This is a genomic window from Caulobacter sp. GW821-FHT11A05 (assembly GCF_058809015.1).
In genome coordinates, this window is sequence record NZ_JBXASF010000005.1 from 113,272 (window position 1) to 128,323 (window position 15,052).

Annotated in this window: 13 protein-coding genes; 6 read left to right on the forward strand and 7 right to left on the reverse strand. The window is 69.3% G+C overall.

Going from position 1 to position 15,052, the window contains the following annotated elements; genetic code table 11:
- Window positions 1-39 precede the first annotated feature (39 nt).
- On the reverse strand, window positions 40-1,281 hold the full coding sequence (locus AC1RSK_RS09415) for a TetR/AcrR family transcriptional regulator (protein WP_492907240.1): 1,242 nt from the start codon (window positions 1,279-1,281) through the stop codon (window positions 40-42).
- Between the two features lie 110 nt (window positions 1,282-1,391).
- On the reverse strand, window positions 1,392-3,287 hold the full coding sequence (locus AC1RSK_RS09420) for an ATP-binding protein (protein ID WP_492907241.1): 1,896 nt from the start codon (window positions 3,285-3,287) through the stop codon (window positions 1,392-1,394).
- 115 nt (window positions 3,288-3,402) lie between these two features.
- On the opposite strand from AC1RSK_RS09420, the gene AC1RSK_RS09425 reads away from it, so the two are divergent.
- Window positions 3,403-4,653, forward strand: coding sequence for a serine hydrolase domain-containing protein (locus tag AC1RSK_RS09425; protein ID WP_492907242.1), 1,251 nt, complete (start codon window positions 3,403-3,405; stop codon window positions 4,651-4,653).
- Here the strand turns inward: AC1RSK_RS09425 and AC1RSK_RS09430 are convergent.
- On the reverse strand, window positions 4,650-6,143 hold the full coding sequence (locus tag AC1RSK_RS09430) for an MFS transporter (RefSeq protein ID WP_492907243.1): 1,494 nt from the start codon (window positions 6,141-6,143) through the stop codon (window positions 4,650-4,652). The genes AC1RSK_RS09425 and AC1RSK_RS09430 overlap by 4 nt on opposite strands.
- 152 nt (window positions 6,144-6,295) lie before the next feature.
- Between AC1RSK_RS09430 and AC1RSK_RS09435 the strand changes: the two genes are divergently transcribed.
- Complete coding sequence (locus AC1RSK_RS09435) at window positions 6,296-8,392, forward strand: hybrid sensor histidine kinase/response regulator (protein WP_492907244.1); 2,097 nt, start codon at window positions 6,296-6,298, stop codon at window positions 8,390-8,392.
- 182 nt (window positions 8,393-8,574) lie between these two features.
- On the opposite strand, the gene AC1RSK_RS09440 is transcribed toward AC1RSK_RS09435, so the two are convergent.
- Complete coding sequence (locus AC1RSK_RS09440) at window positions 8,575-9,267, reverse strand: TorF family putative porin (RefSeq protein WP_492907245.1); 693 nt, start codon at window positions 9,265-9,267, stop codon at window positions 8,575-8,577.
- A 23-nt stretch (window positions 9,268-9,290) separates the two neighbouring features.
- Entirely contained in the window at window positions 9,291-10,220 is a 930-nt protein-coding gene (locus AC1RSK_RS09445; protein WP_492907246.1) for a LysR family transcriptional regulator, read from the reverse strand.
- A 157-nt stretch (window positions 10,221-10,377) separates the two neighbouring features.
- Here AC1RSK_RS09445 and AC1RSK_RS09450 point away from each other — a divergent pair, with 157 nt between their 5' ends.
- Both AC1RSK_RS09450 and AC1RSK_RS09455 read left to right on the forward strand, forming a co-directional pair.
- Window positions 10,378-11,001: an FMN-dependent NADH-azoreductase gene (locus tag AC1RSK_RS09450; RefSeq protein WP_492907247.1), complete on the forward strand. Its 624-nt coding sequence runs from the start codon at window positions 10,378-10,380 to the stop codon at window positions 10,999-11,001.
- A gap of 45 nt (window positions 11,002-11,046) precedes the next feature.
- A complete protein-coding gene (locus AC1RSK_RS09455; protein ID WP_492907248.1) occupies window positions 11,047-11,625 on the forward strand; it encodes a DUF4126 domain-containing protein in 579 nt (192 codons plus the stop codon).
- A 61-nt stretch (window positions 11,626-11,686) separates the two neighbouring features.
- Here AC1RSK_RS09455 and AC1RSK_RS09460 read toward each other — a convergent pair whose 3' ends face one another.
- Window positions 11,687-12,091, reverse strand: coding sequence for an RcnB family protein (locus AC1RSK_RS09460; protein ID WP_492907249.1), 405 nt, complete (start codon window positions 12,089-12,091; stop codon window positions 11,687-11,689).
- A 250-nt stretch (window positions 12,092-12,341) separates the two neighbouring features.
- On the opposite strand from AC1RSK_RS09460, the gene AC1RSK_RS09465 reads away from it, so the two are divergent.
- The gene (locus AC1RSK_RS09465; protein ID WP_492907250.1) at window positions 12,342-13,007 is read left to right on the forward strand and encodes a division plane positioning ATPase MipZ; all 666 of its coding nucleotides are present in this window, start codon (window positions 12,342-12,344) and stop codon (window positions 13,005-13,007) included.
- A 582-nt stretch (window positions 13,008-13,589) separates the two neighbouring features.
- Entirely contained in the window at window positions 13,590-14,777 is a 1,188-nt protein-coding gene (locus AC1RSK_RS09470) for an elongation factor Tu (protein WP_492907251.1), read from the forward strand.
- Window positions 14,778-14,807: 30 nt separating this feature from the next.
- On the opposite strand, the gene AC1RSK_RS09475 is transcribed toward AC1RSK_RS09470, so the two are convergent.
- Window positions 14,808-14,981, reverse strand: coding sequence for a hypothetical protein (locus AC1RSK_RS09475; protein WP_492907252.1), 174 nt, complete (start codon window positions 14,979-14,981; stop codon window positions 14,808-14,810).
- Window positions 14,982-15,052: the final 71 nt, after the last annotated feature.

Sequence of the window (15,052 nt, forward strand, 5' to 3'; positions counted from 1 at the left end):
CGGGGACAGGTAGCGCGCTTGCGCGCGCAACCGGTCCCCCTACCGGGTGAACAGCCCCAGCAGCAGCGGCCGCACGAACAGCCCGGCCGCCTCGTCCTTCTCCAGCCCGGTTACCCAGGCCCCCATGGAGGCGGCGGCGTTGAGCAGGGCGTTCAGCATATGGGCGGCGACCAGCGGATCGACCGGCCGGATCGAGCCCTCGGCGATGCCGTCGGCGATCATGCCGGCGAAGCGGTCTGAGACCCGGGCGTAGCGGTCGGAGACATCCTGGCGGATCTCGATCGGCAGGGCGGTCATCGCCGAGCCGCGCAGCAGCGGCCCGTCCTCCGACAGCTGGAATTCGGTCAGGGCCGAGGCCGCCGCCGCCAGCCGTGTCCACTGGTCGGCCTTCAGGTCACGGGCGGCCAGCTGGGCGGCGCGCAGGACGGTGAACGTGCGGTCGAAACAGGCCTTCACCAGTTCGTCCTTGTCCTCGTTGTGATGGTAGAAGCTGCCCTTGGTGACATTCAGCGCCGCCGAGATGTCCTCCACCGAGGCTCCGCGATAGCCGCGCTGGTTGATCAGCCGGGTGGCGGCGGTCAGGAAGGTCTGGCGCGACACCTCGCCCCCGGTTTCGCAGGCGACGTCCTGTGTCAGCCGGGGCAGGGCCGGCGGGGCCCAGCTGCGGCTGCGCGAGGCCAGGCCGCCGGTCAGGATGTCGCTCATCCGCTCGCGCAGGCGCGGATAGTCCTCGACGTCGTAGCGGCGCAGCCAGGAGAAGGTCCAGAAGGCCTGTTCCAGCAGCAGATGGGTGCGGGCGTTGGCCTCGGCCCGCGACAGTCCGGCAAACTCCGGGGCGTCGAAGAAGCCGCGCACCCGGCGGAACATGTCGGTGAAGGCGCCGGTGACCTCGGCGTGGTGCGGCTCCTTCAGCGAGCGCATCTCGCTGAAGCTGACCAGCGGCGGAGCCTCCTTCAACCGCACCCGGCGCGACAGCTCGAAGAACAGCTCCAGGAACCGGTCCAGCCGGCTGCGGGCGTCGGGGGCCTCGGCCGAGCGGGTGACCAGGTCTTCGAAGGCCTCGATGCCGCGCAGGAAGCAGGCGGCGGCCAGGTCCTCCTTGCGGCGGAAATAGTAGGTCACCGAGGTGGTGATCAGCCCGACCTCGGCCGCCACCCCGGCCAGGGTCATGCCCTTGACTCCCTGCCGGTTGAGGATGCCAGTGGCCGCCGCCAGGATGGCCTCTCGCCGCGCCGCATAGCGGGCGGTGGAGGCGGGCTGGTCAGGGGCGGTCTCGGTCATCAGGGGGTGTTGGGCGCGGCAAAACTGGGCATGGTCGTCCACTCTAGAACCGCCGTTGCGTCATCCGCTACCGCATTTTCGAAAAAGCTGTACCCATCGGTAGCTCGCTATCAGGCGGCGACTTCAACCCAGTCCTGGGCGAGCACCTCGGCCACGGTCCGCACCAGGGCGGCGGGCGACAGCGGCTTGGCCACCCAGCCGTTCATGCCGCCGGCCATGTAGCTCTCGACCTGGTGGGCCAGGGCGTTGGCGGTCATGGCGATGATCGGGGTCTGGGCCGCCGGGCCGTCCAGGGCGCGGATGGCGGCGCTGGCGGCCAGGCCGTCCATCACCGGCATCTGGATATCCATGAAGATCAGGTCGAAGGCCTGATGGCTGGCCGCTTCCAGCCCCTGCGCCCCGTCGTCGGCGGTGGTCACGCAGGCGCCCAGATGCTCCAGCATGCGGGTGGCGATCAGCCGGTTGGTGGCGTTGTCCTCGACGACCAGCACCCGCAGGCCCCCGAGCAGGGCGTCGTCCTCGTCCGGCGCCTGGGCGGCGGGCGCCCCGCAGGCCGGGCCGGCGATCTCGACCCGGAAGGTCGAGCCCTCGCCGGGCGTGCTGTCCACCCCGATGGAGCCGCCCATCTGTTCGGCCAGCCCCCGGGCGATGGCCAGACCCAGCCCCGAACCGCCGAAGCGCCGGGTGGCCGAGCCGTCAGCCTGGCGGAAGCGTTCGAACAGCTGGTCCTGGGCGCCCGCGTCGATGCCGATGCCGGTGTCGGCGATCTCGAAGACCAGGGTGCGATCCGCGCCATGGCCGGCGGGTTTCAGCCGGATGGTGACGCCGCCATGGGCGGTGAACTTCACGGCGTTGCCGATCAGGTTGAACAGCACCTGCCGCAGCCGCACCGGATCGACCATCGCCCAGCCGCAGTCTTGTGTCTCGACCTTCAGATAGAGGTTCTTGTCGCGGGCCGCCTGTGTCAGCAGCGAGGCGACGCTGTCCAGCAGGTCATCCGGCCGGATGGCTTCGGGGCAGAGGTCCAGCTTGCCGGCCTCGATGCGCGAGAAGTCGATGACGTCGTTGAGCAACTCGCTCAACATGGCCCCGCAACCCAGCGCCTCGTCCAGCAGCCGCCGGCCGTCGGCCGACAGCGTCTCGTGCTTGAGCAGGTGCAGCACCCCCAGCACCCCGTTCATCGGCGTGCGGATCTCGTGGCTCATGTTGGCCAGGAACTGCGCCTTGACCTCGGCGGCCTCCAGGGCCGCGTCGCGCGCCTCGGCCAGCTGGGTGACATCCTGGGTGATGCCGACCACCTCCCAGTGGCCGTTCTCCTGCTGATGGGCCCCGCGCCAGGCGGCCCTCAGGCGGGCCCAGCCGCCCTCGGCCCGGAAGTGGCGGTACTCCACCACCCTGGGCTCGCCGGTCAGGATGGTGCGGATGAAGTTCTCGGACACCCGGCCCTGGTCGTCCGGGTGGATTTCCGCCGTCATCTCATCGGCGGTCAGCACCCGCCGGCCGCTGGTCCCCGGGGCGCCGGCCTTGGCCAGGTCGTCGTCGACGACATAGCGGTTGGCGGCCGGATCGAAGCGCCAGACGTAGATGCCGGCCTCCTCGCGCAGCAGGTCGTTGGTCCGCATCGCCCGCGCGGCCTGTTCGGCCAGCCGGCGGCTTTCGGTGATGTCCTGCAGCACCACCAGGGCGACGCCGTCCTCGCCCAGCTTGCTCTTGGCCCGCACCCACAGCCACTGCCCGGACTTCAGCTTCAGCCGGTGCTCGCACAGGGCGTGCCCCCGCTCAAGCAGCGAGCGGACAATCTCTTCCATCAGGCGCCGTTCGTCGGGATGGACGAAATCGGTGAAGTGCTGGCCGGTGACCTCGGCCTGCGTCCAGCCGGTCAGCTTGGTCCAGGTCGGGTTGACGCGGTCGACGACGCTGTCGCGCAACACCACGAAGATGTCGTCGCTGCTGGCGAAGAACCATTGCGCGGCCTCCGCTTCGATCCGGCCGTCGTTGCGGCTCATGACGTTATCGTTCCCGTTGTAGACCCATGTTCGCGCAATCCCGTAAACTTTGGGTTGCCCCATACCCGGCCTTCGATAAGGGTCAGGGCAGCGCAGCCTTCTCAAGGAATCCGACGTGACCAAACCCGAAAAGCTCGGCCTGTCTTCCGAACGCCTCGGCCGCATCGAGCGTTTCCTCGACGAACGCTACATCCAGACCGGCAAGCTGCCCTGCGCCCAGGTGCAGGTCTGGCGGCGCGGTAAGCTGGCCTATGAGACGGTGCTGGGCCTCGCCGACCGCGAACGGGGCCGCAAGCTGAAGGGCGACGACCTCTTCCGCATCTATTCGATGACCAAGCCGATCACCTCGGTGGCCTTCATGATGCTGGTCGAGGAAGGCCTGGCCGCCCTCGACGATCCGGTGACCAAATACATTCCCGAATGGAAGGACCTGGGGGTCTTCAACGGCGGCTACCTGGAGACCTTCCAGTCCAAGCCGGTCGACCGGCCGATGCTGGTTATCGACCTGCTGCGCCACACCTCCGGCCTGACCTACGGCTTCCAGCAGCAGGGCAACGTCGACGCCGCCTACCGCAAGCTCAAGCTGGTCGAGGACCTGCGGGCCGGCACCCTGACTGACACCATGACCGCCCTTTCCAAGGTCCCGCTGCAGTTCTCGCCCGGCGACGCCTGGAACTACTCGGTCTCCACCGACGTGGTCGGCCGGCTGGTCGAGATCATCAGCGGCCAGACCCTCGACGTCTTCTTCGACGAGCGCATCTTCAAGCCGCTGGGCATGACCGACACCTTCTTCACGGTGCCAAAGGACAAGGCCGACCGTTTCACCGCCTGCTACGCCGTCGGCGCGCTGGGCTCGAAGCAGCCGATCGCGCCGAAACCCCAGTTGCAGGACGATCCGAAGAAGAGCCCCTACCTGACCCCCGCCACCTTCCTCTCGGGCGGCGGCGGCCTGGTTTCGACGGCGAACGACTACATGAAGTTCGCCCGCATGCTGCTGAACGGCGGCGAGCTGGACGGGGTGCGGCTGCTGGGCCCCAAGACCATCCAGCTGATGAGCGCCAACCACCTGCCGGGCGGCAAGGACCTCACCCAGATGTCCAAGAGCCTGTTCAGCGAGGCGACCTACGCCGGGGTCGGCTTCGGCCTCGGCTTCGGGGTGACCATCGATCCGGCCGCCACCATGATCCCCGGTTCGAAAGGCGAGTATTTTTGGGGCGGCGCGGCCAGCACCTTTTTCTGGGTCGATCCGGTCGAGGATCTGGCCGTCGTCTTCCTCACCCAGGTCCTGCCCAGCTCGGCCTACGCCGTGCGGCGGGAGCTGCGGACCCTGGTCTACAGCGCCATCACCGAGGCGGGCAAAGCCTAGGGTATGATGTCCGCCGCCTTGGCCGCTTCGGCCTTGGCGGCGATGATCCGCAGGTTCTCGGCGTGGCTCTCCCGGGTGATGGTGTAGAGCTGCATGATGGCCAGCGCCGTGCCGTACAGCACGGCCAGCACCGGCATGTAGACGATGGCCAGCCGGGAGATGATCTCCGGATCGACCTCGCCGGGCTTGGCCCCCTGCGGGAACTGGGCGAGCGCCAGCACGAAGCCGGCCGCCACCGCCCCGACCCCGCCGACCGCCTTCTGCACCAGGCTGGTGAAGGCGAAGAACAGGCCCTCCGACCGGCGCCCGGTCTTGACCTCGGCGTCCTCGACCACGTCGGCCAGCATGGCGGTGATCAGGATGGCGGCCGTGATGCCCAGGACGCCGCGCGCGATGCCGTCGACGAACAGCCAGGGCACGATCAGCGGCACCTTGCCGCCGTCCAGCATGTCGGCGTTGTCCGGGAACCAGCCCACGAGACGCAGGATCAGCGGAATGAAGCCGATCAGCACCGAGCTGCCGAGCAGCAGGGCGGCCGAGAACTTCTTGCCCGAGCGTTTGGACATCATCGGCGCCGCCATCATGGCGACGGTCGAGGAGAAGAAGCTGTCGAGGACCAGCACCCCCGTCCAGAAGGAGTTGAGCTCCCAGAAGTAGGTCGAGAAGTAGAAGGCCAGCGAAAAGCTGATGCCCTGGGCCATGGCCGCGAACAGCCCGACCCCGGTGATGACCACGAAGTTGCGGTTCGACAGCGAGGCGTACATCTGCCGCGCCGTTTCCATGACGGTGCGCTTGGGGATGTCGGCCGCCTTGCGCAGCCAGGGGATGAAGCGGTGGGTGCCGGCCGCTGAGACCAGGATCGACAGGGTCATGAAGAACGCCCCGACGTAGCCGTAGGTGGCGTAGCCGTCGCGGTTCAGCTGGCCGATCGGGTACTTCTCGGAGGGCTGCAGGAAGACCCAGAACATGGTCACGGTCAGCGCCAGCCCGCCCCACCAGGCGAAGAAATAGCGCCAGCCGAGGATGGCGGTGCGCTGGTCGTAGTCCTCGGTCAGCTCGGCGGCGAGCGAGGAGGAGGGCACCTCATAGAGGGTGATCAGGCTGCGTCCCAGCACCGCCACGGCGATCAGGTAGAAGAACATCGCCGTCTCGCTCCAGCCGAGCGGCGGGTTCCACAGCAGCAGGAAGGCCAGGCCGACCGGGATGGCCGAGGCGTACATGAACGGATGCCGCCGGCCCCAGCGGGACTTCCAGTTGTCGGAGATCTCGCCGACGATGGGGTCGATCAGGCAGTCGATGAACAGCGCCGCCATGATGGCGAAGGTGACGGTCAGGGGCTTCAGCCCCACCACCTGATTGTAGAACAGCAGCAGGAAAACGCGGTAGCCGTTGTCCTTGATGCCGAAGGCCACGGAGCCCAGTCCGTAGAGCATCTTGGTGCCCACACCCACGCGTGGACGCGGGCCAAGCGGCTTGCTGGCGTCTGTCATGCTGTCTCCATCCCAACGAGACGGCTCTGGCGGCCGCTGTGTTTCGAATTTGGGGTATGGAGGTCGGGTGAGTCAACGGGCTTACGCGACAAGGCGCCGCAGCGCCGCCGCGCACAAACCTTCCTTCATCGTAATCGGCCAAGGGTCGGGCCATGCAGCCGTCCGCATTCCAGCGCGCCTTGAGGGCTTTGGCGGCGTCGTTCCGGGCCTTCGCCCGGTTTGGCGTCCTGCCCCTGGCCATGCTGGGCGCCTTCCTGATCCTGGCGATCGGCGGCGGCGCGGTGCTCTATGCCTGGACCTCCATCGACACCCTGACCGCCGCCCGCGAGACGGCGCTGATGGAGCGGGCGATCGACCGCAAGCGGGTGCGGCTGAAGGAGGACCTGGCGTCGGTCACCGTCTGGACCGAGGCCTACGACAAGACCGCCCGCGCCTACGACCCGGCCTGGGCCGACATCAACTACGGCCAGTACTACAGCCAGTACATGCATCACGACCTCAGCTTCGTGATCGACGCCAGGGGCCGGCTGATCTACGCCTCGCGCGGCGGCCAGGTCGCCGTCGATCGCGCGCCGTTCGAACCGCTGGTCCGGGCCGCCCGCCCGCTGATCGCCAAGGCCCGCGCGGACGAGGCCGCCAAGCGCAAGGTCGCGCCCAGGGCCAAGGCCTTCGCCCGCATCGGCGAGGCCCAGGCCCTGGTCGCCGTGGACGGCAAGATCTACCTGCTGGCCGCCTCCACCGTGGCGCCGGAGATCGAGGACACCCGCGCCCCGCTCGACGGGCCCGACCCCATGGCGCTGACCGGCGTCGAGCTGGGCGCCGCCTTCATGCGGGGCCTCGCCGCCGACTACGGGCTGGACAAGGCGAGGCTGGCGCTGGGGCCGGGCGATCCGGGCATCCCCAACATCGCCCTCCTCGACAGTCGCGGCGTCCGCCTTGGCGCCATCGTCTGGACACCCGACAAGCCGGGCCTTGAGGTGCTGGCGCATGCCTGGGCGCCGCTGACCGGGGCCGGCATTTGCCTGGTGCTGCTCCTGGCCCTGCTGACCCTGCGCATCCGCTCGATCTCCCACGCCCTGATCAGCTCGGCCCGCGCCGCCGAAGCCGCCGACACCGCCAAGAGCGAGTTCCTGGCCAATATGAGCCACGAGATCCGCACGCCGCTGAACGCCGTCCTCGGCATGACCCAGGTGATGGAGGGCGGCGACCTCGACGCGGTCCAGCGCGACCGGCTGCGGATGATCCGGGAGTCCGGCCATACCCTGCTGGCCCTGCTCAACGATGTGTTGGACCTCTCGAAGATCCAGGCCGGAAAGCTGGAGATTTCGCCGGCCCCGTTCGATCTGCGCCGCACGGTCGTCGCCACCGTCCGCGCCTTCGAGGTCCAGGCCGCGGCCAAGGACCTGAAGCTGGAGCTCACCGTTTCCCCCGAGGCCGAGGGTGAGTGGCGGGGCGACGCCCTGCGCCTGCGCCAGGTGCTGACCAACCTGATCTCCAACGCCGTCAAGTTCACCGCCGAGGGCGAGGTCGCCGTCTGCGTCGACCGCACGGCCGACGGCCTGGTCCTGGAGGTGCGGGACACCGGGCTTGGCATCGCGCCTGGCGATATCGACCGCCTGTTCGACCGCTTCGCCCAGGCCGACGCCACCACCACCCGCCGGTTCGGCGGCTCCGGGCTGGGCCTGGCCATCTGCCGCGACATCTGCGCCCTGATGGGCGGCGTCCTGGAGGCTGAGAGCCGGCAGGGCGAGGGGTCGGTGTTCCGCGCCCGGCTGTCGATGACCCGCCTCGGCCCGGCCGCGGCCGCCCCTGAGGACGTCGCCGCCGGCGCCGAGCCCCTGGCCGCCGAGCGGGCGGTTCATATCCTCATCGCCGAGGACAATTCGACCAACCAGCTGGTGATCACCGCCATGCTGGCGCCGTTGGGGGCGCAGATCACCATGGTCAATGACGGGGCGGCCCTGGTCGAAGCCTACAGGACCCTGCGCCCGGACCTGGTGCTGGCCGATATCCAGATGCCCGAACTCAGCGGCGATGAGGCGACCCGCGAGATCCGTCGCCTCGAGCGCGAGCGCGGCTGGCCCCGCACGCCGGTCATCGCCCTGACGGCCAACGTCATGGCTCACCAGCTGGCGGACTATCGGGCGGCCGGCATGGACGCTCATGTCGCCAAACCGATCGAGATCGACAAGCTGTATGCCGCTGTTGGCGCGGCCCTGGCCGGCGAGGCGTCGGTGCTCGCCGCCTAGAACCATTCGGCATCCAACGGTTTCTTTTTGGTCCGCTCATCCCGGCGAATGCCGGGACCCAGATTCATCCACTCGGATCAGAGTTCCACCCTGAACAGCCGGCGCTCAGGCGGCTGGGTCCCGGCATTCGCCGGGATGAGCGGTAGAAACTGGGGTAATGCCTGAAGCTCGATTGGCTCCAGCTAGAAGGTCGCCTTGATCGAGGCGACCAGGCCGCCATCGACGCCCGCCGCGTCGGCGTCGACCCAGCTCAGTCCCAGCGCCACCGGCCCGACGTCCGAGCTGGCGCCCAGCGACCAGTCGGTCTTGTCGTCGGCGAAGACGCCGTCCTCGTGGCCGACCATCAGGCTCAGGGTGAACGGCCTTGGGCCGTCGATCGCCCAGTCGGCGCCGGCGAACAGGTAGCGGTTGTCGCCGCCGGTGTTGTCCTGCTCGGGCGTGTAGGCGCCCCCGACGGTGAAGGTCCAGGCGCCGAAGGTGCGGGCGGCGCTGGCGGGGATTTCCCAGAAATCGACATCTTCGCCGCCCGGATAGAGGTAGCGGACGGCCGAGACGTCGAGGTCGAAGCCGGCCAGCTTTGTGGCGTAGCCGACGCCAAGATCGACCTCGGCCGGGGCCCCTTCGCCGTCGGCGCCGGCCCCGTATTCGTCGATGGTCGAGGCCCAGCCGAAGGCATAGAGCCCGTTCGGCGCCGAGACGGTCACCCCGCCCTGCAGCGCCGGGCCTCCGTCGCTCAGCGAATAGCCCCGGAACCGGTAGTCGGACACCGCGCCGGCTTCCCATTCGACCGTCCAGCCGGCCTCTTGCGCCTCCTGGGCGAAGGCCGGGGCGGCGAGGACGGAGAAGGCGGCGGCGAGCATCAGTCCGAGGCGCATGGCGGCAGCCTAGCGCCGCCGGATTAACGTCCCCTGGCGATCCGCCGTAGCGCGCATTTGTCCCAGTAGGGTTCGCCGCCGAACCGCTCGACCATGCGGTCGGTCAGCATGCGCACCTTGGCCGGCGGGGCGCCGGGCGGCCGCACCAGATAGAGGCCGGCTTCCCCGGTCGGATAGTCCAGCAGCAGCGGCTCCAGCCGGCCGGTCTCGATGTACTCCGAGGTCAGGAAGGTCGGCAGCAGGGCGACGCCCAGACCGGCCACCGCCGCCTGCACCGCCGCCTCGCCGTTGTCGGCCCGAAAGCGCGCCTCGGGCCGCACGGTGATGGTCCGCTTGCCGTCCTGGAACCGCCAGCTGTCGCCCTGCCGCATGCCGCTCTGCACCACCGCGTCATGGTCGGCGAGGTCGGCGGGCGTGGCCGGCCGTCCGCGCCGCGCCAGGTAGTCCGGGCTGGCCACCACGCCCGCCAGGATCGGCGCGATCCGCCGCGCGACCAGCGTCGAGTCGGCCAGCACCCCCAGCCGCACGGCGGCGTCGTAACGCTCGGCCACCAGGTCGACGAAGGCGTCGCTGTAGGCGGCCTCGATCTTCAGCCTGGGATGCTCCAGCGCCAGTTCGGCCAGGATCGGCTGCACATGGCGCAGGCCGAAGGAGAGGGGCAGGGCGACGCGCAGCGTGCCGCCCAGCGACTCGCCGCTCTGGGCGACCGCCTCGCGCGCCTCCTCCAGGTCGGCCAGGATGCGCTCGGCCCGCAGCTTGAACTCCAGCCCCGCCTCGGTCGGGCTGATCCCCCGGGTGGTGCGCGACAGCAGCCGGGCCCCAAGGTCCGCCTCCAGCCCCGACACCCGCCGCGACAGGATCGACTTGGAGACGCCCAACCGGGCGGCGGCGCGGCTGAAGCCGCCGGTCTCCACCACCTCGACGAAGGCCCGGATGGACTCGAGATCGGACATTCGCCCGCTCCTCCAGTGAAACAATGAAAGCCTATCAGATGGTCAGCGTTCCAGTTTCGTCAACACAGAACTGCAACTTCGACGGCTACCGATCGGGCCTCCGCAGGCGCATCTGTCCGTCACCGCCGCACCCCACAGCGGCCAGGGAGATTTTAAGATGACCAAGGTTCTCGTCCTCAACAGCAGCCTCAGCGGCGACGCTTCCGCCAGCCGCGCCCTCGTCCAGTCGGTCGTCGACCGCCTCAGCCGCCCCGGCGTGGCGATCATCGAGCGCGACCTGGGCGCCGACCCCATTCCGCACCTGACCCCCGAAACCGTCGACACCGTGCGCGGCGCCGCGCCGGTCACCCCGGTCCAGGTCGAAGCCCGCGCCCTGTCCGACAGCCTGATCGCCGAACTGAAGGACGCCGACGTCCTGGTCATCGGCGCGCCGATGTACAATTTCGCCATTCCCACCGGCCTGAAGGCCTGGTTCGACCATGTGTTGCGGGCCGGCGAGACCTTCCGCTATTCCGAGGCCGGTCCCGAAGGCCTGGTCACCGGCAAGAAGGCCATCGTCGTGCTGTCGCGCGGCGGCCTCTACAGCGAAGGTCCGGCCGCCGCCTTCGACAGCCAGGAGCCGCACCTGCGGACCCTGCTGGGCTTCATGGGCGTCACCGACGTGACCTTCGTCCGCGCCGAGAAGCTGGGCTTCGGCCCGGCCGTGCGTGAACAGGTGCTGGGCGAGGCCCGTGACCACATCGGCCGCGTCGTCGACGACAGCTTCCGTAAGGCCGCCTAAAACCACGCTGAGACAACACCGGTACGGGCTGGTAGGCTCCTAGGCATGGAAACCTGGATCCTGCCGGCCCTGCTCGGCGTCGGCCTGGCCGCCGCCACCGGATTTCGCACCTTTCTGCCGCTGCTGATGCTCGGCCTGGCGGCGCGATTCCAGGTGTTCGGCATGGAACTGGCCGACGCCATGAGCTGGCTGGACTCCACCCCCGCCCTGATCGCGCTCGGCATCGCCACCGTCGTCGAGCTGGCGGCCGACAAGATTCCCGCCGTCGACCATGCGCTGAGCGCCGTCGGCACCATCATCCGGCCGATCGCCGGGGCGGTGGCGGCCGGCGCCGCCTTCGCCCATTTTGATCCCATGGTCGCGGCCATCGCCGGCCTGATCATCGGCGCGCCGACGGCGCTGGCCTTCCATGCCGCCCAGGCCGGCACCCGGGTGGTCAGCACGGGCACGACCCTGGGCCTGGCCAACCCCTTCATCTCGCTGGGCGAGGACCTGGCGGCCATCTTCACGACCCTGCTGGCCATGCTGGCGCCGGTGCTGATCCCGCTATTGCTGGCGGTGATGCTGTTCGGACTCTGGCGGCTGTGGAGCTTCGTTCGCGCTCGCCGTCGCCCGGCAGGCTGAACGGCAAACGCCCCCGCAGCCAGGGCTGCGAGGGCGCTTCCAGGGTGCGCGGGGGGCTGGCCTAGTTGAACAGGTCCAGCACCACCGCGGTGATGACGCCGCTGGCGATGGCCGTCAGCACGACGTCATTGCCGACCCGGCGGTATTCGTAGCCGCGCGGCGGGGCGCGCAGGCCGTAGCGGTGGTAATCCACATAGTAGGCGCGGCTGCGATAGGCGGCCGGCAGGGTCTGGCCGCGATGGAAGCGACGCACCTGATAGCCACGCGGCGGGGTATAGCGAGCCGCCCTGTAGCGCTTGACGGCGCGGCGCTCGGCCCGGTTCTCCTGTTTGGCCTGGCGCAGGTCCTGCTTGGCTTCGCGGACATCCTGGCGGGCCTCGCGCACATCGCGCGGGGCCGCGGAGGCGGCGGTGGCGCCGCCGGCCAGGAGGGACAGGGCGACGGCGGAAATCAGCAGCTTCTTCATGACGTATCTTTCCTTGTGCTTGGGGCGCGGGGGAGGCGTCCCGGTCCTGATGACGAGGCCACTATCGCCTGCGCCGATTGAGCCGGAGCTGAACGGGCAGCATCAGGTTAAGTTCATGATATTTCACACATTTCAGAACATTTCCGGTGTGAAAACAAACCCGTCAATCTGCCACATCCAGACCCTGTTTGGCGTGGGCGGAAACAGGTCTACCCTGTGACCTCGCCTCTCTGAGTCCCGGAGCCCTCATTTGCGCAAACTGGTGCTGCTGTCGCGCAAGGGCGGAACGGGGAAGACCACCTTGTCGGTCAACCTCGCGGTCGCGGCCCTGCGCGACGGCCTCAGCGTCAGCATCGCCGACCTTGACCTTCAGGGCTCGGCCACCGCCTGGGCGGCCGGCCGCAACGACGCGGCGCCGGACGTCCGCCACGCCAACGGCGGCACCCTGTTCCCGGTCGCCAACGCCGCCGAGCGGGCCGGCCGCGACCTCCTGATCATGGACACCCCGGCCGGCGGCGACGCCATCTCCGGCGCCGCCATCCGCCTGGCCGACCTGGCCATCCTGGTCTGCCGGCCCAGCTACTTCGACCTCGCCGCCCTGGCGCCGGCCGCCGTCGCGGTGCGCGAGGCGGGTTGCCCCGGGATCGTCGTGTTCAACCAGGCGCCCAGCCGCCGCGCCGGCCAGGAGAGCCCGGTCATCGCCCGCGCCGTCGAGGCGGCCCGGGCGCTGGGCTTCCCGATCGCTCCGGTGGGCCTGCGGGCCCGCGTCGCCTTCCAGGAAAGCCTGTGGCGCGGCCTCGGCGTGCTGGAATTCGAACCGCGTAGCCCGGCCGCCGCCGAGATCGGCCGGCTGTGGAGCGAGGTCGGCGACATCCTGTGGCCCCACCGGGTGGAGCATCGCGGCGCGGCGGAGTAGGTCCCTGGACCTGTCGACGACAGGGCCTGCCCCTTGCGCTGGTGGATGAGCGGTGTTACCTGCCCCGCCTTCAAACGGAGTGAAGCCAAAGATGTCGCGGTCCCTGGACCAGTTCTGTGTGGTTGAACCGACGGCGAAAGCCGACGGCGCGGCCTCGTACGCGCGCGACAACTGACGCCTCGCCAATAGTCGGCAGGCGGAAACGCCCTCCGACCCGTCGAAAGACCCCGGATGGCGCCCGCCTCCGGGGTTTTTTCTTGGGCCAAACCGGCCCGCAGCGACGGAGCAGACCCATGGGTCTCGCCAACATCATCCTCGTCCCGTCGGCCGCGCGCGAAACCTCGCTGCGCGTCGATGGCCCCTGCGCGCTGTTTGCGCGGGAGGACATCTCGACCTGACGGTCTCCGGACATCGCCCGGAGACCCCACTGGGGTTCCGGGCCGCATCAGGCTCGCGGACTCCGGTTCGCGAGCCTTTTTCGTTTTGGGCGATTGCCCATCCCCCTTCCCGGGACGCCGGGATTTCCCAGTCCTCCGGTGTTGGCCGCACCGGGGGGCGACCTACAGGCAGAAAGAAAGACCCATGCCTATCAAAGTACATGTCAATGTCGGCACCATCGGTCACGTCGACCATGGCAAGACCACCCTGACGGCGGCCCTCACCCAGGTGCAGGCCATCCGGTTCGGCGGCCAGGCCCTGTCCTTCGACCAGATCGACAAGGCGCCGGAAGAAAAGGCCCGCGGCATCACCATCAACACCACCCATGTTGAGTATGAGTCCGAGGCCCGCCACTACGCCCACATCGACTGCCCGGGCCACGCCGACTACGTCAAGAACATGATCACGGGCGCCTCCCAGATGGACGGCGCGATCCTGCTCGTCGACGCCACCAAGGGCGCCGCCAGGCAGACCATCGAGCACGTGCTCCTGGCTCGCCAGGTGGGGGTCCGGCACATGGTCGTGTTCGTCAACAAGATGGACATGCTCGCCGACGACGAGCGTGAGGACATGAAGGCCATCATCCAGCTGGAGACCGGCGACCTGCTGGCCTCGCAAGGCTACGACGAGGCGGTCTTCGTGTTCGGCAGCGCCCTCAAGGCGCTGGACGCGATCAAGCGGGGCGTCCTGGACGATCCTGACGTCCGGGCCATCGGCGAGCTGGTGGCGGCGCTGGACGCGGCCATCCCCGACCCGGTGCGCGACTTCGACGGCCCGTTCCTGATGCCGATCGAAGGGGTGCACACCATCCCGGGCCGCGGCACGGTGGTGTCCGGCCGGGTCGAGCGTGGGGTGCTGAAGGTCGGTGACGCCGTCGAGATCATCGGTCTCGACAACGACGGCGCCGAGGTCATCGTCACGGGCACCCAGGCGTTCCGCAAGAACGTGCCGGAAGCCAGGGCCGGGATGAACGTCGGCCTGCTGCTGCGGGGCTTAAAGCGTGACGAGGTGACCCGTGGCCAGGTGCTCAGCGCCCCGGGCGCGGTCACCGCCCACACCCGCGGCCGGGCCCAGGTCTTCGTCCTGACGCCGGACGAAGGCGGGCGGCACACGCCGTTCGCGGCCGGCTATCGTCCGCAGCTGTTCTTCGGGGTCACCGACGTCACCGGCGTCCTCACCCCCGACGACGGCGCGAGCGTGCATCCGGGCGACCGGGCCGACATCGGCTTCGAGCTGACCAAGCCGGTCGGCATCGAGCCGGGCGTGCGCTTCGCCATCCGCGAGGGTGGCCGCACGGTCGGGGCCGGCATCGTCACCGAGGTGACGGCCTAGGGCGTCACCGACGACGGATCCCCGGTTCTCTCAGGAGGGCCGGGGATTTCCCCAGCTGCGGTCCTCGGCCTCAAGCCGCCGGGCGTTGTCGTCACACTCCTCGGCGAGCCGCTGCAACGCCTCGCGGGCCTGGTCGTCGCCGATCCAGCGGGTCAGCGACCGGCAGCGGGCGGCATGGGCCCGATAGTCCTCGGCAGTCGTCATGGGTCTCAACCCTTACGCGTCCCAGCAAGCCAGCGAACGGTGTTGTGGTTAACGCAGGATTAAGCCACAAG

Bases quoted from the DNA above. Each gene is read 5' to 3' on its own strand.
- AC1RSK_RS09430 (WP_492907243.1), bottom strand. From the start codon at position 6,143: ATGACAGACGCCAGCAAGCCGCTTGGCCCGCGTCCACGCGTGGGTGTG.
- AC1RSK_RS09415 (WP_492907240.1), bottom strand. From the start codon at position 1,281: ATGACCGAGACCGCCCCTGACCAGCCCGCCTCCACCGCCCGCTATGCG.
- AC1RSK_RS09420 (WP_492907241.1), bottom strand. From the start codon at position 3,287: ATGAGCCGCAACGACGGCCGGATCGAAGCGGAGGCCGCGCAATGGTTC.
- AC1RSK_RS09450 (WP_492907247.1), top strand. From the start codon at position 10,378: ATGACCAAGGTTCTCGTCCTCAACAGCAGCCTCAGCGGCGACGCTTCC.
- AC1RSK_RS09445 (WP_492907246.1), bottom strand. From the start codon at position 10,220: ATGTCCGATCTCGAGTCCATCCGGGCCTTCGTCGAGGTGGTGGAGACC.
- AC1RSK_RS09470 (WP_492907251.1), top strand. From the start codon at position 13,590: ATGCCTATCAAAGTACATGTCAATGTCGGCACCATCGGTCACGTCGAC.
- AC1RSK_RS09460 (WP_492907249.1), bottom strand. From the start codon at position 12,091: ATGAAGAAGCTGCTGATTTCCGCCGTCGCCCTGTCCCTCCTGGCCGGC.
- AC1RSK_RS09435 (WP_492907244.1), top strand. From the start codon at position 6,296: ATGCAGCCGTCCGCATTCCAGCGCGCCTTGAGGGCTTTGGCGGCGTCG.
- AC1RSK_RS09440 (WP_492907245.1), bottom strand. From the start codon at position 9,267: ATGCGCCTCGGACTGATGCTCGCCGCCGCCTTCTCCGTCCTCGCCGCC.
- AC1RSK_RS09455 (WP_492907248.1), top strand. From the start codon at position 11,047: ATGGAAACCTGGATCCTGCCGGCCCTGCTCGGCGTCGGCCTGGCCGCC.
- AC1RSK_RS09475 (WP_492907252.1), bottom strand. From the start codon at position 14,981: ATGACGACTGCCGAGGACTATCGGGCCCATGCCGCCCGCTGCCGGTCG.